At 67.3% G+C, this 21030-nt stretch carries 18 protein-coding genes, 1 tRNA gene and 1 pseudogene; 19 read left to right on the top strand and 1 reads right to left on the bottom strand.

Annotated features, from left to right (window positions below):
* Positions 1 to 94 precede the first annotated feature (94 nt).
* From dnaJ to greA, 5 genes are all read left to right on the top strand, one after another.
* Entirely contained in the window at positions 95 to 1228 is a 1134-nt protein-coding gene (dnaJ, locus tag ACJMKX_RS05105; protein WP_405223766.1) for a molecular chaperone DnaJ, read from the top strand.
* 112 nt (positions 1229 to 1340) lie between these two features.
* Positions 1341 to 2129, top strand: a complete 789-nt coding sequence (gene dapB / locus ACJMKX_RS05100) for a 4-hydroxy-tetrahydrodipicolinate reductase (protein WP_405221984.1) — start codon at positions 1341 to 1343, stop codon at positions 2127 to 2129.
* A 176-nt stretch (positions 2130 to 2305) separates the two neighbouring features.
* Positions 2306 to 3472: a glutamine-hydrolyzing carbamoyl-phosphate synthase small subunit gene (gene carA, locus ACJMKX_RS05095; RefSeq protein ID WP_405221981.1), complete on the top strand. Its 1167-nt coding sequence runs from the start codon at positions 2306 to 2308 to the stop codon at positions 3470 to 3472.
* Between the two features lie 66 nt (positions 3473 to 3538).
* The gene (gene carB / locus ACJMKX_RS05090) at positions 3539 to 6763 is read left to right on the top strand and encodes a carbamoyl-phosphate synthase large subunit (protein ID WP_405221978.1); all 3225 of its coding nucleotides are present in this window, start codon (positions 3539 to 3541) and stop codon (positions 6761 to 6763) included.
* A complete protein-coding gene (gene greA, locus ACJMKX_RS05085; RefSeq protein ID WP_405221975.1) occupies positions 6760 to 7236 on the top strand; it encodes a transcription elongation factor GreA in 477 nt (158 codons plus the stop codon). The genes carB and greA overlap by 4 nt, the downstream gene beginning before the upstream one ends.
* A gap of 30 nt (positions 7237 to 7266) precedes the next feature.
* Here greA and yhbY read toward each other — a convergent pair whose 3' ends face one another.
* Entirely contained in the window at positions 7267 to 7557 is a 291-nt protein-coding gene (gene yhbY, locus ACJMKX_RS05080) for a ribosome assembly RNA-binding protein YhbY (RefSeq protein ID WP_405221972.1), read from the bottom strand.
* A 67-nt stretch (positions 7558 to 7624) separates the two neighbouring features.
* Between yhbY and ACJMKX_RS05075 the strand changes: the two genes are divergently transcribed.
* The 14 genes and pseudogenes from ACJMKX_RS05075 to nuoG all read left to right on the top strand — a co-directional run.
* Entirely contained in the window at positions 7625 to 8248 is a 624-nt protein-coding gene (locus ACJMKX_RS05075) for an RlmE family RNA methyltransferase (RefSeq protein ID WP_405221969.1), read from the top strand.
* A 53-nt stretch (positions 8249 to 8301) separates the two neighbouring features.
* The gene (gene ftsH, locus ACJMKX_RS05070; protein WP_405221966.1) at positions 8302 to 10227 is read left to right on the top strand and encodes an ATP-dependent zinc metalloprotease FtsH; all 1926 of its coding nucleotides are present in this window, start codon (positions 8302 to 8304) and stop codon (positions 10225 to 10227) included.
* Positions 10228 to 10367: 140 nt separating this feature from the next.
* Positions 10368 to 11222 (top strand): dihydropteroate synthase, encoded by an 855-nt coding sequence (gene folP, locus ACJMKX_RS05065; RefSeq protein ID WP_405221963.1) that lies wholly within the window; start codon positions 10368 to 10370, stop codon positions 11220 to 11222.
* Positions 11219 to 12553, top strand: coding sequence for a phosphoglucosamine mutase (gene glmM, locus ACJMKX_RS05060; RefSeq protein WP_405221960.1), 1335 nt, complete (start codon positions 11219 to 11221; stop codon positions 12551 to 12553). The genes folP and glmM overlap by 4 nt, the downstream gene beginning before the upstream one ends.
* Before the next feature lie 148 nt (positions 12554 to 12701).
* Entirely contained in the window at positions 12702 to 13463 is a 762-nt protein-coding gene (gene tpiA / locus ACJMKX_RS05055) for a triose-phosphate isomerase (RefSeq protein WP_405221957.1), read from the top strand.
* Between the two features lie 10 nt (positions 13464 to 13473).
* Positions 13474 to 13908 carry a preprotein translocase subunit SecG gene (gene secG / locus ACJMKX_RS05050; RefSeq protein WP_405221954.1) on the top strand — a complete coding sequence of 145 codons (435 nt, stop codon included), beginning with the start codon at positions 13474 to 13476 and terminating at the stop codon, positions 13906 to 13908.
* 30 nt (positions 13909 to 13938) lie between these two features.
* A tRNA-Leu gene (locus ACJMKX_RS05045) sits at positions 13939 to 14023 on the top strand.
* A gap of 247 nt (positions 14024 to 14270) precedes the next feature.
* Entirely contained in the window at positions 14271 to 14576 is a 306-nt protein-coding gene (gene ndhC, locus ACJMKX_RS05040; protein WP_405223764.1) for an NADH-quinone oxidoreductase subunit A, read from the top strand.
* Positions 14546 to 15100, top strand: coding sequence for a NuoB/complex I 20 kDa subunit family protein (locus ACJMKX_RS05035; RefSeq protein WP_405221951.1), 555 nt, complete (start codon positions 14546 to 14548; stop codon positions 15098 to 15100). The genes ndhC and ACJMKX_RS05035 overlap by 31 nt, the downstream gene beginning before the upstream one ends.
* Positions 15101 to 15109: 9 nt before the next feature.
* On the top strand, positions 15110 to 15814 hold the full coding sequence (locus tag ACJMKX_RS05030; protein ID WP_405221948.1) for an NADH-quinone oxidoreductase subunit C: 705 nt from the start codon (positions 15110 to 15112) through the stop codon (positions 15812 to 15814).
* Positions 15807 to 17060: an NADH-quinone oxidoreductase subunit D gene (locus ACJMKX_RS05025; protein WP_405221945.1), complete on the top strand. Its 1254-nt coding sequence runs from the start codon at positions 15807 to 15809 to the stop codon at positions 17058 to 17060. The genes ACJMKX_RS05030 and ACJMKX_RS05025 overlap by 8 nt, the downstream gene beginning before the upstream one ends.
* Positions 17057 to 17557 (top strand): NADH-quinone oxidoreductase subunit NuoE family protein, encoded by a 501-nt coding sequence (locus tag ACJMKX_RS05020; RefSeq protein WP_405221942.1) that lies wholly within the window; start codon positions 17057 to 17059, stop codon positions 17555 to 17557. Before ACJMKX_RS05025 ends, ACJMKX_RS05020 begins: the two co-directional genes overlap by 4 nt.
* Positions 17557 to 18861 carry an NADH-quinone oxidoreductase subunit NuoF gene (gene nuoF, locus ACJMKX_RS05015; protein ID WP_405221940.1) on the top strand — a complete coding sequence of 435 codons (1305 nt, stop codon included), beginning with the start codon at positions 17557 to 17559 and terminating at the stop codon, positions 18859 to 18861. Before ACJMKX_RS05020 ends, nuoF begins: the two co-directional genes overlap by 1 nt.
* A 10-nt stretch (positions 18862 to 18871) precedes the next feature.
* A pseudogene (gene nuoG, locus ACJMKX_RS05010) lies at positions 18872 to 20794 on the top strand (NADH-quinone oxidoreductase subunit NuoG); the annotation flags it as partial.
* Between the last annotated feature and the right edge of the window lie 236 nt (positions 20795 to 21030).

Raw genomic sequence — 21030 nt, 5'->3', positions numbered from 1 at the left:
CGATTGGGGTGCCCGCCCGCGCGGCGGGCACGGGGATGAGTGAAGCGCGGCTCCCGGCTGTCGGTCGGGAGCCGCGTCCGTGACGGACCTGCGCATGTCGAAACGCGACTACTATGAGGTACTGAACGTCGGCCGCGACGCCTCGGCGATAGAGATCAAGAAGGCCTACCGGCGTCTGGCGATGAAGTACCACCCCGACCGCAACAGGGACGACGCGGACGCCGAAATCAAGTTCAAGGAGGCCAAGGAGGCCTACGAGGTCCTGTCGGATCCGCGCAAGAAATCGGCCTACGACCAGTTCGGTCACGCCGGCGTCAGCGGCGCGGGCGGTATGGGCGGCGGCGGTTTCAACCCGGCGGATGCCTTCGGCGACATCTTCGGCGACGTCTTCGGCGACATCTTCGGCGGCGGCCGCCGCGGCGGGCGCAGCCAGGTGTTCCGCGGCGCGGACCTGCGCTACGACCTGGAGCTCGAACTCGAGCGCGCCGTGGCCGGCGACACCGTGGAGATCGACGTCGCCTCGCTGACCGGCTGCGAGACCTGCGACGGCAGTGGCTCGGCCCCCGGTTCGACGCCGGAGACCTGCGATACCTGTGGCGGCGTGGGCCAGGTGCGCATGCAGCAGGGCTTCTTCTCGGTGCAGCAGACCTGTCCGTCCTGCCGCGGCGAGGGAACCCGGATCACGGACCCCTGCGAGGACTGTCAGGGGCGCGGCCGGGTCATGACCGAACGGAGCCTCTCCGTGAAAATCCCGCCCGGCGTCGACGAGGGCGACCGCATCCGGCTCTCCGGCGAGGGCGAGGCCGGCCGCAACGGTGGTCCGCCGGGCGATCTCTACGTGGAGATCCACATCAAGCCCCACAAGCTGTTCGAGCGCGACGGTGCGGATCTGCACTGCGACGTGCCCATCAGCTTCGCCACGGCGGCGCTGGGCGGCTCCGTGGACCTGCCCACGCTGGACGGCCAGGTCTCGCTGAAAATCCCGGGCGGCACCCAGTCCGGCAAGGTCTTCCGGCTGCGCGGCAAGGGCGTCATCACGGTGCGAAGCCCCCGCCACGGCGATCTGTTCTGCCGCGCCGTCGTCGAGACGCCGGTGAACCTCACCGCGGAGCAGGAACGGCTCCTGCGCGAGTTCGAATCCTCGGTGGAGGCGGGCGGCGAGACCCACAACCCCCACTCGGGCAACTGGAAAGACACCGTCAAGCGTTTCTTCGAGCGCATCACCTGAGCGGCCTCCGGGGTTTGCTGACAGCCCGCCGGGCCGCGGGGTAAGCTGTTCGCCCAAGGCCACCAGGGCCACCGGAGGAGGCAGCGTCATCGATACCACCCGCATCGCCGTAATGGGGGCGGCCGGCCGCATGGGCCGCGCCGTCATCGATATCGTGGCCCGGGAGCCGGATCTGGAGCTGGCCGCAGCCTGGGTGCGCGAGGGCGACGCGCGGTCCGGGGAGCCCGTCGCCAGCTGGCATCCGGCCGCGGCGGACACCGCGGCGGTCACTTCCGCGGACCTGGACGAGGTGCTGGACGGCGCCGACGTGGTGGTGGATTTCTCGCTGCCGGTGGCCACGGCGTCCGTGCTCGAGGCGGTCGAGCGCAACCGCTTGCCGCTGGTGTGCGGCGTCACCGGGGTGGCACACGCGGAACTCGAGCGCATGGGTGATGTGGCCGCCACCGTGCCCGTGGTCTACGACCGCAACATGAGCGTCGGCGTGCAGCTGCTGAATTTCCTGGTGCGCGAGGCCGCGTCGCGCCTGGGCGCGGACTACGACGCCGAGATCACCGAGGCCCATCACCGCGCCAAGCGTGATGCGCCTTCGGGCACGGCCCTGATGCTGGGCGAGACGCTGGCCGCCGCCCGCGGCGAGACTCTTGCGGAGCGGGCCGTATACGCCCGCGAGGGCGAAAGCGGCCCCAGGGAACGGGGCGCCATCGGTTTCTCCGTGATCCGCGCCGGTGCCATCGTCGGCGAACACACGGTGCTGTTCGGCGGCGACTACGACCGCCTGAGCCTGGTGCACCAGGCCCAGGACCGGGCGGCGTTTGCCTCCGGCGCACTGGCCGCGGCGCGCTGGCTCGCCGGACGCGCGCCCGGGCTGTACGCCATGGCGGACGTGCTCGGCATCCGCTGAGCCCCGTGGCGCCGGATGCGATCTGGCGTCACCCGCAGGCCTGCATTACACTATCGCGGGTCGCCCCATAGTGTGGCGGCCCGGGCGGAAGGGCATCCCGGTTGCTTACCAGGGGATTCCTTCCGCTTTTGCACATCTGCAAACCGCAATAGATACGCAAGAGGGGCCACCATACGATGACACCTGCGGTACTGGCACTGGAAGACGGCTCGGTTTTCCACGGCGTCTCCGTGGGGGCCGAAGGCCGGACCATCGGCGAGGTGGTCTTCAACACCGCGATGACCGGGTACCAGGAGATCCTCACGGATCCCTCCTATTGCCGCCAGATCGTCACGCTGACCTATCCCCACATCGGTAACACCGGCTGCAACAGCGACGACCTGGAGTCGCGCAAGGTGTTCGCCGCCGGCCTGGTGATCCGTGACCGCTCGATGATCGCCAGCAACTACCGCTCGGAGCAGTCCCTCGGGGAGTTCCTGCGCCGCGGTAACGTGGTGGCCATCGCCGATATCGACACCCGCAGGCTCACCCGCCTGCTCCGGGAGAAGGGCGCGCTCGCCGGCTGCATCATGACCGGCGAGGACATGACCGAGACGGCCCTGCGCGATGCGCGGAAATTCCCCGGCATCGCGGGCATGGATCTCGCCAAATTCGTCACCACCGACGGCGCCTATCAGTGGGCCCAGGGCAGCATCTGGCCCGACCGGGACCCGGTGGTGACCCGGCGCATCGCGCCGAACCACGTGGTGGCCTACGATTTCGGCATCAAGCGCAACATCCTGCGCCGGCTCGCCGAACACGACTGCCGCATCACGGTGGTGCCGGCCACGACGCCGGTCGGCGAAGTGCTCGCCCTCGAGCCCGACGGCGTGTTTCTCTCCAACGGCCCCGGCGACCCGGAGCCCTGCGACTACGCCATCGAGGCGACCCGCCAACTGCTCGAGGCGGGCATACCCGTGTTCGGCATCTGTCTGGGGCACCAGATTCTCGCGCTGGCCGCCGGCGCCCGCACCGAGAAGATGAAATTCGGTCACCACGGCGCGAACCACCCCGTGCAGGAACTGGCCACCGGCCGGGTCTTCATCACGAGTCAGAACCACGGCTTCGCGGTGGCGGAGGACAGCCTGCCGGACAACGTCCGCACCACCCACCGCTCGCTGTTCGACGGCTCGCTGCAGGGCATCGAACTCAGCGACCGGCCGGCCTTCAGTTTCCAGGGCCATCCGGAGGCGAGTCCGGGGCCCCACGACATCGATTCGCTCTTCGAGCATTTCGTGGAGCTGATCGAAGCCACGCGAAGCCAGCGCCGAGAGGTGGAAGCCTCCGCGTCAGGCCATAGATAACAGTAGCTTAGGATTTATTCTTCAAGTGATCTGGCGCCGATCGGGCGGCGCCGGTCAGGAGCCGCCATGCCAAGACGCGACGACATCGAGAGCATCCTGATCATCGGTGCCGGGCCGATCGTGATCGGCCAGGCCTGCGAGTTCGACTACTCCGGTGCCCAGGCCTGCAAGGCGCTCAGGGAGGAGGGCTATCGGGTGATCCTGGTGAACTCCAACCCGGCCACGATCATGACCGATCCGGAGACGGCGGACGCCGTCTACATCGAGCCGGTGCACTGGCGCGCGGTGGCGAAGGTGATCGAGCGCGAGAAGCCCGATGCGCTGCTGCCGACCATGGGTGGCCAGACGGCGCTGAACTGCGCGCTCGACCTGGTCCGGGAAGGCGTGCTGGAGCAGCATGGCGTGGAACTCATCGCCGCCTCCCGCGACGCCATCGACATGGCCGAGGACCGGGAGCAGTTCCGCGAGGCGATGACCGAGATCGGCCTGGAGTCACCCCGCTCGATCATCGCCCATACGCTGGAAGAGGCCATCGAGGTGCAGGCGGAGATCGGCTTCCCGACCATCATCCGGCCCTCCTTCACGCTCGGCGGCAGCGGCGGCGGCATCGCCTACAATAAGGAGGAGTTCGAGCGCATCGTGGCCAATGGCCTCGACCTGTCGCCGACCAACGAGGTGCTGCTCGAGGAATCCGTGCTCGGCTGGAAGGAGTACGAGATGGAGGTGGTGCGGGATCGCAACGACAACTGCATCATCATCTGCTCCATCGAGAACTTCGATCCCATGGGGGTGCACACCGGCGATTCCATCACCGTGGCCCCGGCGCAGACCCTGACGGACAAGGAATACCAGCGCATGCGCGATGCCTCCATCGCCGTGCTGCGCAAGATCGGCGTGGAGACCGGCGGCTCCAACGTGCAGTTCGCCGTCAATCCGGAGAACGGCCGGCTGCTCGTCATCGAGATGAACCCGCGCGTCTCGCGCTCCTCGGCGCTGGCCTCCAAGGCGACCGGTTTTCCCATCGCCAAGGTGGCGGCCAAGCTCGCTGTCGGCTACACCCTGGACGAGCTCAGGAACGAGATCACCGGTGGTGCCACGCCGGCGTCCTTCGAGCCCACCATCGACTACGTGGTCACCAAGATCCCCCGGTTCACCTTCGAGAAGTTCATGGGCAGCAACGACCGTCTCACCACCCAGATGAAGTCGGTGGGCGAGGTCATGTCCATCGGCCGCACCTTCCAGGAGTCGCTGCAGAAGGCGCTCCGGGGCCTGGAGACGAACATCGACGGCCTGGTGGAGCGCATCCCGGAAAAACCGGCCGAAGAGGACATGGAACGGCTGCGCCACGAGCTCAGGGCCGCCGGCGCCGAGCGGATTCTGTATGTCGCCGACGCCTTCCGCCACGGCATGAAGCTGGACGAGGTGGCGAGGATCACCCGCATCGATCCCTGGTTCCTGGCCCAGCTCCGTGACCTGGTGCGCGAGGAGGAGAGCGCGCGCGGCGAGGGCAGGGAGATCCTGACGGCCGCGCGGCTCCGGGAGCTGAAGCGCAAGGGCTTCTCGGATTCCCGGCTGGCCGGGCTGATCGGAGCCGAAGAATCGGAACTGCGCACGGCACGGCACGAGCACGGCGTGGTCCCGGTGTTCAAGCGGGTGGATACCTGCGCGGCGGAGTTCGCCACCGACACCGCCTACATGTACTCCACGTACGAGGAGGAGTGCGAGTCGGAGCCCACCGACCGGCGCAAGATCATGATCCTGGGCGGCGGCCCCAACCGCATCGGGCAGGGCATCGAGTTCGACTACTGCTGCGTGCACGCGGCGCTGGCCCTGCGGGAGTCGGGCTTCGAGACCATCATGGTGAATTGCAACCCGGAGACGGTCTCCACCGACTACGACACCTCCGACCGGCTGTATTTTGAGTCGCTGACGCTCGAAGACGTGCTGTCGATCATCGACGTCGAGCGGCCGGAAGGCGTCATCGTCCAGTACGGCGGACAGACGCCGCTGAAACTGGCCCGGGACCTGGAGGCGGCGGGGGCGCCCATCATCGGCACGTCGCCGGACTCGATCGACCTGGCCGAGGACCGTGAGCGGTTCCAGTCGCTCATCAACGGCCTCGGTCTGCGCCAGCCGCCGAACCGCACGGCCCGGGACGAGGCCTCCGCACCGGCGCTGGCCGCCGAGGTGGGCTATCCGCTGGTGGTGCGCCCCTCCTACGTGCTCGGCGGCCGGGCCATGGAGATTGTCTACAGCGAGGAGGATCTGGTCGCCTACATGGCGGCCGCGGTGAGCGTGTCCAACAAGAGCCCCGTGCTGCTGGACCGCTTCCTGGACCTGGCCACCGAGGTGGACGTGGACGCCATCTGCGACGGCGAGGACGTGCTCATCGGCGGCATCATGGAGCACGTGGAGCAGGCGGGCGTGCATTCCGGCGATTCCGGTTGCTCGCTGCCGCCGTTCAGCCTGACCGAGGAGCTTCAGGCCGAGATTCGCGACGAGGTGGTGAAGCTGGCCCACGGCCTGAACGTGGTGGGTCTGATGAACACCCAGTTCGCCATCCAGAACGGCATCGTGTATCTGCTGGAGGTCAATCCGCGCGCCTCGCGCACGGTGCCCTTCGTGTCGAAGGCCACCGGCATCCCGCTGGCCAAGGTGGCGGCGCGGGTGATGGTGGGCGAGTCGCTGGCGGTGCAGGGCTACACCGGGCAGGTCACCCCCCATTTCTACTCGGTGAAGGAATCCGTGTTCCCCTTCGCCAAGTTCCCCGAAGCCGATCCCATCCTCGGCCCGGAGATGAAGTCCACCGGCGAGGTGATGGGCACCGGCCGGACTTTCGGTGAGGCCTACGCCAAGGCCCAGCTCGCCTCCGGCGTGATTCTGCCGCGCCGTGGCACCGCGCTCCTGTCCGTGCGGGACCGCGACAAGGACGGCGCCGTGGCGCTGGCGGAGCTGCTAGTGGCCAGAGGATTTGATATCGTGGCCACCGACGGCACCGCGAGAGCGCTCAAGGCCGCCGGTGTGCCGTGCCGGCGCATCAACAAGGTCAGGGAAGGGCGCCCGCACATCGTCGACGTTATCAAGAACGGAGAAATCTCGTTCATCGTCAACACGACGGAAGGCAAGCAGGCCATCCGTGACTCGCACTCCATCCGGGGTGAGGCGGTGCACAAGAAGGTGACCTATTACACGACGCTGGCGGCAGCCATGGCGACGTGCAAGGCCCTTGCGCACCTGGACGATGACGAGGTCAACCGACTGCAGGATCTGCACAAGGAGTTGGCAGCTTGACCAAAGTACCGATTACATTGCGTGGCGCGGAGAAGCTCCGCGAGGAACTGAAGCGTCTCAAGAGTCAGGAACGGCCGAGCGTCATCCAGGCCATTGCAGAGGCGCGCGCCCATGGTGACCTCAAGGAGAATGCCGAGTACCACGCCGCCAAGGAGCAGCAGGGCTTCATCGAGGCCCGCATCAAGGACATCGAGGGCAAGCTCTCCCATGCCCAGATCATCGATGTCACGCAACTCGGCGAGGGCGGCAAGGTCGTGTTCGGCGCCACCGTGCAGCTCATCGAGGAGGCCAGCGGCGAGGAGATCACCTACCGGATCGTCGGCGAGGACGAGGCGGACATCAAAACGGGCCTGATCTCGGTGACCTCGCCGATCGCCCGCGCGCTGATCGGCAAGGAAGAGGGCGAGCAGGTCACCGTGGCCGCACCCGGCGGCGACAAGCACTACGAGATCGTGGAGGTGCGCTACGTCTGACGCGGCCTCCGCAGGCGGCCGCAGACGGGCTCAGACGACGATGCGGGGTTTCTCCGGGTGGCGGCGGTAGAGCAGCGCGACGTGGCCGATGCGCTGGACCACCTCGGCGCCGGTGGCCTCGGCAAGGGTGTCGATGACGGCATCGCGACTCTCCCGGTCGGCCCCATGCACCTTCGCCTTCACCAGTTCGTGGTGCTCCAGCGCGAGGTCGCATTCGCGGATCACGCCGTCGGACGCGCCGGCGTCACCCACCAGGATGACCGGCTTGAGGTCGTGACCGAGGCGGCGCAGGTGCTTCCGCTGTTTCTCGCTGAGTGCCATGGCGCCACAGTTTACCAGCAGCGGGGCGCCGGCGATCGGTCCAAGGCGATCGGTTCATGAGTCGTTCATGAGCAACCCGAAGGGCAGTTCTGCCGGCTGGCGCCAGCGCCAGGAGCGTGACCCCTACGTCCAGCGTGCGCGCGACGAAGGCTATCGTTCCCGGGCCGTCTACAAGCTCGAGGAGTTGCTGGAGAAAGCGCGGCTGCCGGGCCGTCCCGGCCTGGTCATCGACCTGGGCGCGGCGCCCGGCGCCTGGAGCCAGTACGTGGTGCGCCGGTGGGGCGAGAAAACCCGGGTGCTGGCTCTCGACATCCTGCCGATGGACGAGATTCCCGGTGTGGAGTTTCTGCAGGGGGATTTTACCGAGTCAGAAGTTCTACAGCGGCTGACGGCGGAACTCGGTGGCGCGCGGGCGGACCTTGTGTTGAGCGACATGGCCCCCAACATCTCCGGCAATCGATCCGTAGATCAACCGCGGGCGATGTATCTGGCTGAATTGGCTCTGGAACTCGCCTGCGACACGCTGCGCCCGGGCGGCACCTTCATCTGCAAGGTGTTCCAGGGCGAGGGATTCGACGATCTGGTACGGGCGGCGCGGGAGCGTTTCCGCCAGGTCCGGGTGGTCAAGCCGAAGGCGTCGCGGCCCGCCAGCCGTGAGGTCTATCTGCTGGCGAGAAACTATCATCTGTAGTACGGTCTGACGTTTAGACTGCGTCTAAGCATGGCCAAGGAAGAGGGGCCCGAGTGAACGATCTCACCAAGAACATTATCGTCTTTGTCGTCATCATCGTCGTCCTGCTGTCCGTGGCGCAGGGCTTCGGTCCCGTGGGCACCCAGTCGCAGGAGGTCCCGTACTCGGACTTCCTGGAGCAGGTGCGTAGCGGCAACGTCGAAGAGGTGGTCTTCGAGGGCCGCAACATCCACTTCACCCGTGACGACAGCGGGCGCTACATGACCTACAGCCCCGAGAGCGACAACACTGTCCTCATCGGCGAGCTGATGGACAACAACGTGGACTTCCGCGCCAAGCAGCAGGAAGGCCAGGGTTTCTGGACCCAGTTGTTCATCAATTCCTTCCCCATCCTGCTGCTGATCGGTGTCTGGGTGTATTTCATGCGCCAGATGCAGGGCGGCGGGGCCGGCCGCGGCGCCATGTCCTTCGGCAAGAGCAAGGCGAGGCTGCTCGGCGAGGACCAGGTCAGCGTGACCTTCGCCGATGTCGCGGGCGTGGAAGAGGCCAAGGAAGAGGTCGTGGAGGTCGTGGACTTCCTGAAGGACCCGAGCAAGTTCCAGCGGCTCGGCGGCAAGATCCCGAAGGGCGTGCTGATGGTGGGCTCGCCGGGCACCGGCAAGACGCTGCTGGCCCGGGCCATCGCCGGCGAGGCGAAGGTGCCGTTCTTCACCATCTCCGGTTCCGACTTCGTGGAGATGTTCGTCGGCGTCGGCGCCTCCCGTGTGCGTGACATGTTCGAGCAGGCCAAGAAGCACGCGCCCTGCATTATCTTCATCGACGAGATCGACGCGGTCGGCCGCCATCGCGGTGCCGGCCTCGGCGGCGGTCACGACGAGCGCGAGCAGACGCTGAACCAGCTGCTGGTCGAGATGGACGGTTTCGAGGGCAACGAGGGCATCATCGTCATCGCCGCCACCAACCGGCCGGATGTGCTCGACCCCGCGCTGCTGCGCCCGGGCCGCTTCGACCGCCAGGTGGTGGTGCCGCTGCCGGACGTGCGCGGCCGCGAGCAGATCCTGAAGGTGCACATGCGCAAGGTGCCCATCGGCGACGACGTGCGGCCGAACATCATCGCCCGCGGCACGCCCGGGTTTTCCGGCGCCGACCTGGCCAACCTGGTGAACGAGGCCGCGCTGTTCGCCGCCCGTGCCAATCGCCGGGTGGTGGGCATGGAGGAGTTCGAGAAGGCCAAGGACAAGATCATGATGGGCGCCGAGCGCCGCTCCATGGTCATGAGCGAGGACGAGAAGAAGCTGACCGCGTATCACGAGGCCGGCCACGCCATCGTGGGCCTGCTGGTGCCGGATCACGATCCGGTCTACAAGGTCACCATCATCCCGCGCGGCCGGGCACTCGGCGTGACCATGTTCCTGCCGGAGCAGGACCGCTACAGCTTCTCCAAGCAGCGTCTGCAGAGCCAGATCTCGAGCCTGTTCGGCGGCCGCCTTGCCGAGGAGCTGATCTTCGGTGCCGACAAGGTGACCACCGGCGCGTCCAACGATATCGAGCGGGCCACGGAGATCGCCCGCAGCATGGTCACCAAGTGGGGCCTGTCGGAGAAACTGGGCCCGCTGACCTACAGCGAGGACGAGGGCGAGGTGTTCCTCGGCCGCTCCGTCACCGAGCACAAGAACGTCTCCGACCAGACGGCGCATGCCATCGACGAGGAGATCCGCGCGATCATCGACTTGAACTACCAGCGCGCGAAGCAGATTCTGACCGACAACGAGAAGCAGCTGCACCTGATGGCCGAGGCGCTCATCAAGTACGAGACCATCGACGAGGGCCAGATCAGGGACATCATGGAGGGCCGCGAGCCGCGTCCGCCCGTCGACTGGGACGATACCGGCCGGCCGCCGGGTCTGCAGGGCGACGAGGACGGGAAGACGGCGAAGGAAGGCGATGGCAAGATCGGCGGTCCGGCCAGCCAGCACTGAGCGGCAGCCCGCCATTCGCACGTACCGGCAGCCCCAGGGCTGCCGGTTTCGTTTGGGTAGCCGGAACGCCGTGCGGTGGGGCCCCTGGCCACGAACAGCCGGCCCTGCAGAATCGACACTGAGCATCTGAGCATCTGAGCATGAGCGACTCGTTGCAGCTGGGCGAGACGACCCTCGATCTCTCGAGCCCGGTGGTCATGGGCGTGCTGAACGTCACGCCGGACTCTTTCTCCGACGGCGGCCGGTTCATCCGTTACGACGAGGCGCTGGAACAGGCGCGTGCGATGGTCGGGGCGGGCGCCGTCATCGTGGACGTGGGCGGCGAGTCCACGCGGCCCGGCGCGGAGCCGGTGTCGGTTCAGCGGGAACTCGACCGCGTGCTGCCCGTGATCGAGGCTATCCGCAGCCAACTCGACGTGGCCATCTCCGTGGACACTTCCAAGCCGCAAGTCATGCGCGAAGCGGTTGCCGCGGGCGCCTCGATGATCAACGATGTCTGTGCCCTGCGCCGTCCGGGTGCGCTGGAGGCGGCGGCCGCGCTGGGTGCCGGCGTCTGCCTCATGCACATGCAGGGCGAGCCGCGCACCATGCAGGCCGATCCCCGTTATGACGACGTGGTGGCGGAAGTGACGGAGTTCCTGGTATCGCGGGCGGCGGACTGCGAAGCTGCCGGCATCGGCCGCGAGCGGATCGTGATCGACCCGGGCTTCGGTTTCGGCAAGACCGTGGCGCACAACCTGGCGCTGCTGTCCGGCCTGGGGACGCTCCGTGCCACGGGCTATACCGTGCTGGCGGGGCTGTCCCGCAAGTCGCTGCTGGCCGCGCTCACGGGGCGTCCGGTGGAGGAGCGCATGGTCGGCAGCGTGGTGCTGGCGGCATTGGCGGCGGAGCACGGCGCCCATATCATACGGGCTCACGACGTGGCCGAGACGCGCGACGCGCTGGCTATTGTCGCGGCAGTCGCCCGGGCCAGGGAACAAGGGGAAGGGACTTGAGCAGACGATATTTCGGTACCGACGGCATCCGGGGGCGCGTCGGCGATCACCCCATGACGGCGGAATTCGCCATGCGGCTCGCCTCGTCCGCAGCGGAAGTGCTGGTGCCCGACGGCGGCAAGGTGCTGATCGGCAAGGACACGCGGGTCTCCGGCTACATGTTCGAGTCCGCGCTCGAGGCCGGTTTCGTGGCGGCCGGCGCCGACGTGCTGCTGCTGGGGCCGCTGCCGACCCCCGGCATCGCGCACCTGACCCAGAAGTTCGAGGCGGACCTGGGCGTGGTGATCAGTGCCTCCCACAATCCCTACTACGACAATGGCATCAAGTTCTTCGACCGCCAGGGCGGCAAGCTCTCCGACCAGGTTGAACTCGCCATCGAGGCGGGGCTGGAGCAGCCGGCGCGCACCAAGGACTCCGCCCACCTGGGCCAGGCCCAGCGCATCGACAGCGCGCGGCGCCAGTACATGGAGTTCTGCCAGTCCACGCTGCCCGCGGATCTGAGCCTGCGCGGTCTGAAGGTGGTCATCGACGGCGCCAACGGCGCGGGTTACAAGGTCGCGCCACGGGTGCTGGGTGCCCTGGGCGCCGAGGTCATCCCCATCGGCTGCTCGCCGAACGGCCGCAATATCAACGACGGCTGCGGCTCGCTGCACCCGGAACTCCTGCAGCTGACCGTGCCGGGCGTGCGTGCCGACGTGGGCATCGCGCTCGACGGCGACGGCGACCGCGTGGTGATGGTGGACCACGAGGGCAACATCATCGACGGCGATCAGTTGCTCTACGTGGTGGCGCTGGCGCGGCAGCGCTCCGGCGAGCTGCGCGGGCCCGTCGTGGGCACGGTCATGAGCAATCTCGGCCTGGAACTGTCGCTGCGCGACGCCGGCATCGACTTCCGGCGCGCCAAGGTCGGCGACCGCTACGTGATGCAGCTGCTGCGCGAGACGGGTGGCACCCTGGGCGGCGAGACCTCCGGCCACATCATCTGCCTGGACAGAACCACCACCGGTGACGGGCTGGTGAGCGCGCTGCAGATGCTGGCCATCATGAAGGACAGCGGCGAGTCGCTGAAGACGCTGACCTCCGGCATGCCGCGGATGCCCCAGCACATGGTCAACGTCCGCGTGGCGAGCCGCATCGATCTGGATGGCTCGGCTGCCGTACAAAAGGCCGTGGCGGAGGTGCAGGAGCATCTGGGCGGCCGCGGCCGGGTGGTGTTGCGGCCCTCGGGCACCGAGCCCGTCATCCGTGTGATGGTGGAAGGCGAGGACGCCGGCGAGGTGGAGGAGCTTGCTCTTCGCATCGCCGCGGTGGTGGAGCGCAGCGCGGCCTGAGGCGGGGCCTCGCCCGTCGGCACCGGGACTGCTGCCGCGGGAGGCTTTGCCGGCCTTGCCGGGCCTTGCCGGACATTGATTTGCGCGGGTGCGGCCGGTATCCTTCGCGCCCTTTCACGGCCCCGGCCACGGGGCGCGGAGACGCACTGTGAGACAATATCTGGTCGCCGGCAACTGGAAGATGCATGGGAGCCTGGCGGACAACCGGGCGCTGATCGACGGCATCCTCGAGGGTGCGGGCGAGGCGCCGGGCGTGGAGTTCCTGGTGTGCCCGCCCTCGCCGTACCTGGCCCCGGTGGGCCAGCAGCTCGCCGGCAGCGGCCTCGAAATCGGCGCGCAGGATGTCTCCGAGCACGAGTCGGGCGCGTACACCGGCGAAGTCTCCGCCGCCATGCTGGTCGATCTCGGCTGCCGCTATGCGATCGTGGGCCACTCGGAGCGGCGCACGTTGTACGGCGAGACCGATGACCGGGTAGCTGCCAAGTTCGCCGCCGCGCACAAGCACGGCCTGGTGCCCATCCTCTGCATCGGCGAGACGCTGGAGCACCGGGAGAGCGACGAGACGGAGGCGGTAATCCGCCGGCAGCTGATGGCCGTGATCGACGAGGTCGGCATCGCGGCGTTCGCCGACGCCGTGGTGGCCTACGAGCCCGTCTGGGCCATCGGCACGGGCCGCACGGCCAGCCCCGAGCAGGCCGGTGAGGTGCATACCTTCATCCGCGGGCTCGTGCGAGACCGGGACGCGCAGGTGGCCGACGGGCTGCGCATCCTGTACGGCGGGAGCATGAAGGGCGACAATGCGCCGGGCCTGTTCGCCCGGGAAGATATCGACGGCGGCCTGATCGGCGGCGCGTCGCTGAAGGCCGCGGAGTTCCTCGCCATCGGGCGTGCGGCTGCCGCGGCAGGGTAAGAGACATACTATGAGCACACTTTACGTCGTCCTGACGGTGGCGCTGGTCTTCATGGCCATCGGCATCATCGCGCTGGTCCTGTTGCAGAAAGGCAAGGGCGCAGACGCGGGTGCTGCCTTCGGTTCCGGCGCGTCCGGCACGGTGTTCGGCGCCCGCGGCACCGGCAGCTTCCTGTCACGTGCCACTGCGGTGCTGGCCACCCTGTTCTTCGCCAATTGCCTGGCGCTCGCCTACCTGAGCGGTCAGCAGGGTGGTGGCGAGAGTCTGCTCGAGCAGGAGGCAGGACAGAGCGAGCCGGGTCCGGCGCAGGCGCTGCCGGCCGAGGATATCGAGGACCCGTTGCCGCTGCCCGAGTCCGCAGGGGACGGCGGGGCCGAGAACCTGGATCAGTTGCCGGCGGTCGATCAGCCCGCAGAGGAAGGCGGCGACGGCCAGGGCCGGTAACCGGCCCGTAAAGAGATTCGTTCGATCGATGCCGACGTGGTGGAATTGGTAGACACGCTGTCTTGAGGGGGCAGTGGCGCAAGCCGTGCCGGTTCGAGTCCGGCCGTCGGCACCACACACGAGATGAGCGGCGGTCCCGGCAGGGGCCGCCGTTTTTTTTTGCTCTTTTTCTGATTGCTGGACAAGTCCGGTGTAAGCCGCCCTGGCGTCGCGCGAGCGTTACACCATGCTGCCGGGCTGATACAATAACGGGCCAACTGGGGCTGTCGGCCCCGAGGTTTCCATCTGTCGAGATTCAGGCTGCACCCATCGTGCTGGAAAACTATTTGCCCATTCTGATCTTCCTCGCGCTGTCGGCGGGCATCGGCGTGCTGTTGCTGATCCTCGGCTTCGTCTTCGGCCACGGCAGCAAGGATCCGGAGAAGCTCGCACCCTACGAGTGCGGCTTCGAGGCCTTCGAGGACTCGCGCATGCGCTTCGACGTGCGCTACTACCTGGTGGCGATACTGTTCATCATCTTCGATCTGGAGATCGCGTTCCTTTTCCCGTGGGCGGTATCGCTGGATACGGTCGGTGGCTTCGGCCTGCTCGCCATGGCGCTGTTCCTGGCCATCCTGGTGGTCGGCTTCATCTACGAGTGGAAGAAGGGGGCCCTGGAATGGGACTGAGCGAGGCGGACAGGCAGGAATTCGGGCTGGACGAGGCCCGCGCACCGCTGCCGGAAGGCAGCATCGAGAAGAAGGGGTTCGTCGTCACGGCGGTGGACAACGTCGTGAACTGGGCGCGTACGGGTTCCCTCTGGCCGATGACATTCGGCCTGGCGTGCTGTGCTGTGGAGATGATGCACGCGGGTGCGGCCCGTTACGACCTGGACCGCTTCGGCGTGATCTTCCGGCCGAGCCCGCGCCAGTCCGACGTGATGATCGTCGCCGGCACGCTGGTGAACAAGATGGCGCCGGCGCTGCGCAAGGTCTACGACCAGATGCCCGAGCCGCGCTGGGTGATCTCCATGGGTTCCTGCGCAAACGGCGGCGGTTACTACCATTACAGCTATTCGGTCGTGCGCGGTTGCGACCGCATCGTCCCGGTGGACGTCTACGTGCCGGGCTGCCCGCCCACCGCGGAGGCGCTCCTCTACGGCATCATCCAGCTGCAGAAGAAGATCCGCCGCACCAGCACCATCGCGCGTTGAGGCATCCGCATGAGTGAAGGCAGAGAGGCTCTGGCTGCGGCCATCGACGAGCGCTTCGGCGACGCGGTCACCCGCGTCCCGTCCACCTGCGGCGAGATCACCTTCGAGGTGGAGAAAGAGCGCCTGCTCGAGGTGGCCACGGCGCTGCGCGACGAGGACGACTTCGCCTTCGACACGCTGATGGACGTCTGCGGCGTCGACTACCTGGATTACGGGCATGCCGAGTGGAAGACGCAGGATGCCACGGACAGCGGTTTCTCCCGCGGCGTGGATCGGGCGCCGGTCATCATCGACGATGCCGAGAGCTTCGAGCCGGAGCGCTTCGCGGTGGTCTACCATCTGCTCTCGGTGGCGAAGAACCGCCGCCTCAGGCTTCGCGTCTACTGCGGCACGGACAACCCGCCGCGGATGCCGTCCGTCATCGGCATCTGGGCGTCGGCCGACTGGTTCGAGCGAGAGGCCTTCGACCTGTTCGGTATCCTCTTCGACGGCCACCCGGATCTGCGCCGCATCCTCACCGACTACGGCTTCATCGGCCACCCGTTTCGCAAGGACTTCCCGCTGTCCGGCAACGTGGAGGTGCGCTACGACCCCGAAAAGCGCCGCGTGGCTTACCAGTCGGTCACGATCGAGCCGCGCACACTGGTGCCGAAGGTGATCCGCGATGACCATCGCTACGAAGAACAACTGAGAGGGACTTCTAGCGATGGCTGAAATACAGAACTTCACGATGAATTTCGGGCCCCAGCATCCGGCGGCCCACGGCGTGCTCCGGCTGGTGCTGGAGATGGACGGGGAGGTGATCCAGAAGGCCGACCCCCACGTCGGCCTCCTGCACCGGGCCACCGAGAAGCTGGCCGAGTCCAAGCCCTACAACCAGAGCATCGGCTACATGGACCGCCTCGACTACGTGTCCATGATGTGCAACGAGCACGGTTATGTGATGGCCATCGAGAAGCTGCTCGGCATCACGCCGCCGCTCCGCGCCCAGTACATCCGTGTGATGTTCGACGAGATCACCCGCATTCTGAACCACCTGATGTGGCTGGGCGCACACGGCCTCGATATCGGCGCCATGACCATGTTTCTGTACTGCTTCCGTGAGCGCGAAGATCTCATGGACTGCTATGAGGCGGTCTCGGGTACGCGCATGCACGCCACCTACTACCGCCCCGGCGGCGTCTACCGCGACCTGCCGGAGGAGATGCCGAAGTACCAGCCGTCCAAGTGGCACAGCCAGAAGGAAGTGGACGAGATGAACCGGGCGCGGGAAGGTTCGCTGCTCGACTTCATCCGCGATTTCACGGACCGCTTCCCGGCCTGCGTGGACGACTACGAGACCCTGCTCACCGATAACCGGATCTGGAAGCAGCGCACGGTGAACATTGCCGTGGTAACGCCGGAACGGGCGCTGCAGCTCGGCTTCAGCGGACCCATGTTGCGCGGCTCGGGCATCGAGTGGGACCTCCGCAAGAAGCAGCCCTACGAGGTCTACGACCAGCTCGACTTCGAGATCCCCGTGGGGGTCAGCGGTGACTGTTACGACCGCTACCTGGTGAGGATCGAGGAGCTGCGCCAGTCGAACCGGATCATTCGCCAGTGCGTCGACTGGCTGGAACAGAATCCGGGTCCCGTCATGCTGGACGACCGCAAGATCGCCCCGCCCAGCCGGGTCGAGATGAAGGACGACATGGAATCGCTGATTCACCACTTCAAGCTCTTCACCGAGGGCTACGTGGTGCCGGAAGGCGAGGCCTATGCTGCGGTGGAAGCGCCCAAGGGCGAATTCGGCTGCTATCTGATCTCGGACGGGGCGAACAAGCCCTACCGGCTGAAGGTCCGGGCGCCGGGCTTCGCCCACCTGGCGGCCATGAACGAGATGGTGCAGGGGCACATGCTGGCCGACGTGGTCGCTGTGATCGGCACCCAGGACATCGTGTTCGGGGAGGTGGACCGGTGAGCGAGCAGACGGCAGTGCCCGAGCTGAGCGCCCATGTGCGCGAGGAGATCGACAAGTGGACCGGGCGCTTCCCCGAGGAGCGCAAGCGCTCGGCGGTGATCGGTGCTTTGCATGCCGCGCAGCACGAGAACGCCGGCTATCTCACGCCGCAGATCATGGACGCCGTCGCGGCCTACCTGGAGCTGCCGCCCATCCAGGTGTACGAGGTCGCCACGTTCTATTCGATGTTCGAGACGAAGCCGGTGGGCCGGCACAGCGTCTCCATCTGTACCAACGTCTCCTGCATGCTGCGAGGCGCGGAAGACCTGGTAGCGCACGTGGAGAACAAACTCGGGGTCTCCCTGGGTGAGAGCACACCGGACGGGCGCATCTATCTGAAGCGCGAGGAGGAGTGCCTTGCCGCCTGTTGCGGGGCGCCGATGATGATGGTGGACCACGTCTACCACGAGAACCTCACCCCCGAGCGCATCGACGAGATAATGGACGGACTGGACTGATGAGTACCGACGAGAACCTGATCTGCTACGCCACGCTCGGGCAGGACGAGCCCTGGAGCCTCGAGGCCTACCGCAAGGTGGGCGGCTACGAGGCGTGGGAGCGCATCCTGAAGGGCGAGATGACGCCGGAGGCGGTGATCGAGGAGGTCAAGGAGTCGGGGCTGAAGGGTCGCGGCGGCGCTGGTTTCCCGACGGGCCTGAAGTGGAGTTTCATGCCACGCAGCGCGCCGGTGCAGAAGTACATCGTCTGCAACTCGGACGAGAGCGAGCCGGGCACCTGCCACGACCGGGAGATCCTGCGCTATAACCCCCATTCTCTCGTCGAGGGTATGGCCATCGCCGGCTATGCGATGGGCGCCACCGTGGGCTACAACTACATCCGCGGCGAGTTCATGGAGGAGCCGGTGCCGAGGTTCGAGGCCGCGCTCACGGAAGCCTACGAGGCGGGGCTGCTGGGCCGCGATATCCGTGGCTCCGGCATCGATTTCGACCTCTACACCTTCGTCGGCGCCGGCGCCTATATCTGCGGTGAGGAGACGGCACTGCTGGAATCCCTCGAAGGCAAGCAGGGCAAGCCGCGTTTCAAGCCGCCGTTTCCCGCGAACTTCGGCGTGTACGGCAAGCCCACCACGGTGAACAACACCCAGTCGCTCGCGAGTGTGCCCTCCATCATCCGCAACGGTGCCAGGTGGTTCTCTGCCCTGGGCGTGGAGGGCTCCGGCGGCACGGCCATCTTCTCCGTATCCGGACACGTGGAGCAGCCCCAGAATCTGGAGCTGCCCATGGGCATCCCGTTCCCGGAACTGCTGGAGCGCTGCGGCGGCATGCTGGGCGGGCGTAAGCTGAAGGCAGTGATTCCGGGCGGCTCCTCGGTACCCGTGCTGCCGGCCGATATCATCATGGGCTGCACCATGGACTACAACTCGCTGAAGGAGGCGGGCTCATCCTTCGGCACCGGTGCCGTGATGGTGATGGACGAGACCACCTGCATGGTGCGCGTCCTGCGGCGTATCTCGCGCTTCTACATGGCCGAGTCCTGCGGCCAGTGCACACCCTGCCGCGAGGGCACCGGCTGGCTGTACCGCATGCTGACGCGCATGCTCGAGGGCCAGGCGACGGCGGACGATCTGGACAAACTCCTCGACGTGGCGAACAAGATCGAGGGCCACACCATCTGCGCGCTGGGCGACGCCGCCGCGTGGCCGGTGCAGAGCTTCCTGAAACACTTCCGCCACGAATTCGAATACATGGTCGAGCACAAGGGCCGGAGCATCGTCGAGGACGACGACCGCCGGGCCGCGTGACCCGTACCGCATTGCGAGCACCATGAGCGACGATCTGGTCAACATAGAAGTCGACGGCAAGCCCCTGCAGGCGCGCAAGGGGCAGATGCTGATCGAGGTCACGGATGCGGCGAACATTTACGTGCCGCGCTTCTGCTATCACGAGAAGCTGTCCGTGGCCGCCAACTGCCGCATGTGTCTGGTGGAGGTGGAGAAGGCGCCGAAGCCGCTGCCCGCCTGCGCCACCCCGGTCAACGAGGGTATGAAGGTCTTCACCCGTTCCGCCAGAGCGGTCTCGGCCCAGAAGGCCACCATGGAATTCCTGCTCATCAATCACCCGCTGGACTGCCCGATCTGCGATCAGGGCGGCGAGTGCGAGCTGCAGGACCTCGCGATGGGCTTCGGTCGCGACGTCTCCCGCTATACCGAAGGCAAGCGGGTGGTGAAGGACCAGGATCTGGGTCCGCTGGTGTCCACGGACATGACCCGCTGCATCCACTGCACCCGCTGCGTGCGCTTCGGCCAGGAGATCGCCGGCATCCAGGAGCTGGGCACCACGGACCGCGGCGAGCACATGAAGATCGGCACCTATATCGAGAAGAGCGTCGATCACGAGCTGTCCGGCAACATCATCGACGTGTGTCCCGTGGGCGCGCTGAACAACAAGCCCTACCGCTACAGCGCCCGCGCCTGGGAGATGGTGCAGAGGCCCATGGTGTCGCCGCACGACTGCGCGGGCAGCAACCTGTATGCGCACGTGCTGCGTGGCACGGTCAAACGCATCGTCCCCCGCCGTAACGAGGCGATCAACGAGACCTGGATCGCCGACCGGGACCGCTTCAGCTACGAGGGTATCTACAGCGAGGCGCGGCTGCGCGAGCCGATGGTGAAGCGGGACGGGCGCTGGGAGGCGGTGTCCTGGGAGGACGCCCTGTCCGTGACGGCCGAGCGGCTGCGCGAGATCGCCGCCGCGGACCCCGGCGAGGTCGCTCTGCTGACGGCGCCGGGGGCGACGCTGGAGGAATGCCATCTGCTGGCCCGCCTGGGCGAACATCTGGGCACCGCGAATCTCGACCATCGCCTGCGCCGGCGCGACTTCCGCGACCAGGACGCAGACCCGTTATTCGCCGCGCTCGGCCGCTCCCTGGAGGACTTCGAGGATCTGGACGCGTTGCTGGTCGTGGGTTCGAACCTGCGCAAGGAAGTGCCGATGCTGGCTCATCGCGTGCGCAAGGCGGCCGTGGGCGGCGGGAAGGTCTCCTTCGTCAACCCGGAGCGCTATCCCTATTTCTTCGGCGTAGAGGCCTACGCCGAGGGCAGTCTGGTCGCGGGGCTGGCCGGGGTGACTGTCGCTGCCGCACAGCTGCAGGAGACGGCGGTGCCGGCCCCGGTGCGCGCTCTGACCGAGGGCGTAAGCCCCGACGACCAGCAGCGCCGCGCCGCCGCCAGCCTCGTCGAGGGCAGCGACGGACTGATACTGCTCGGGCTGATCGCCGGGCGGCACCCGTGCTACGCAGATCTGCGTGCGCTGGCCGCCGCGCTGGCTGAGCTGACCGGCACGGCTCTCGGCTATGTCTCCGAGGGCGCCAATACGGCCGGGGCCTGCCTGGCGGGCGTGCTGCCCCGTCGCGCCGCGTCCGGGGCCCGCCGGGAGAGGCCCGGCCGGGACGTCGCCGGCCTGCTCGCGGATCCGCCGCGCGGGATATTGCTGCTGGGCGCCGACCCGGACGAGGATTTCGCCGCAGACGCGCGGCAGGCATTCGCCGGCAGCGAGTTCGTGGTGGCTATGACGGCCTATCGCACGGCCGGCATCGAGGCCGCCGCGGATGTCATGCTGCCGCTCGGCACCGCATTCGAGACGGCCGGCACCTTCGTCAACGGCGAGGGGCGGGTGCAGAGCTTCGCCGGCGTCGCCAGCCCGGTGGGCGAGGCGCGCCCCGGCTGGAAAATACTGCGTGTGATCGGCAATCTGCTGGACGCGCCCGGCTTCGATTACGTCTCCGCGGAGCAGGTTCGCGACGAGGCGCTCGATCGGATCGGCACGCCGGTAGCGGACAACGCCTACGCCGGCGACCACGTGTGCGAGGCGGCAGACGAACCCGAGGGCGAGACACTCGACGTACCCATCTACCGGGTGGATGCGCTGGTCCGCCACGCCCACGCCCTGCAGCTGACGGTCGACGGCCGCGA

This window comes from Lentisalinibacter sediminis (genome assembly GCF_040706615.1).
GTDB lineage: Bacteria > Pseudomonadota > Gammaproteobacteria > Steroidobacterales > Woeseiaceae > Lentisalinibacter > Lentisalinibacter sediminis.
Note: the sequence above shows the minus strand (reverse complement) of the source record. Positions and strands in the feature narration are given on the sequence as shown.

What these genes read in the sequence shown, in the direction of transcription:
- nuoF (WP_405221940.1), top strand. Translation starts at nt 17,557, where the DNA reads ATGAGTACCGACGAGAACCTGATCTGCTACGCCACGCTCGGGCAGGAC.
- ACJMKX_RS05075 (WP_405221969.1), top strand. Translation starts at nt 7,625, where the DNA reads ATGAGCAACCCGAAGGGCAGTTCTGCCGGCTGGCGCCAGCGCCAGGAG.
- ACJMKX_RS05030 (WP_405221948.1), top strand. Translation starts at nt 15,110, where the DNA reads ATGAGTGAAGGCAGAGAGGCTCTGGCTGCGGCCATCGACGAGCGCTTC.
- secG (WP_405221954.1), top strand. Translation starts at nt 13,474, where the DNA reads ATGAGCACACTTTACGTCGTCCTGACGGTGGCGCTGGTCTTCATGGCC.
- dnaJ (WP_405223766.1), top strand. Translation starts at nt 95, where the DNA reads ATGTCGAAACGCGACTACTATGAGGTACTGAACGTCGGCCGCGACGCC.
- carB (WP_405221978.1), top strand. Translation starts at nt 3,539, where the DNA reads ATGCCAAGACGCGACGACATCGAGAGCATCCTGATCATCGGTGCCGGG.
- dapB (WP_405221984.1), top strand. Translation starts at nt 1,341, where the DNA reads ATGGGGGCGGCCGGCCGCATGGGCCGCGCCGTCATCGATATCGTGGCC.
- ACJMKX_RS05025 (WP_405221945.1), top strand. Translation starts at nt 15,807, where the DNA reads ATGGCTGAAATACAGAACTTCACGATGAATTTCGGGCCCCAGCATCCG.
- yhbY (WP_405221972.1), bottom strand. Translation starts at nt 7,557, where the DNA reads ATGGCACTCAGCGAGAAACAGCGGAAGCACCTGCGCCGCCTCGGTCAC.
- folP (WP_405221963.1), top strand. Translation starts at nt 10,368, where the DNA reads ATGAGCGACTCGTTGCAGCTGGGCGAGACGACCCTCGATCTCTCGAGC.
- carA (WP_405221981.1), top strand. Translation starts at nt 2,306, where the DNA reads ATGACACCTGCGGTACTGGCACTGGAAGACGGCTCGGTTTTCCACGGC.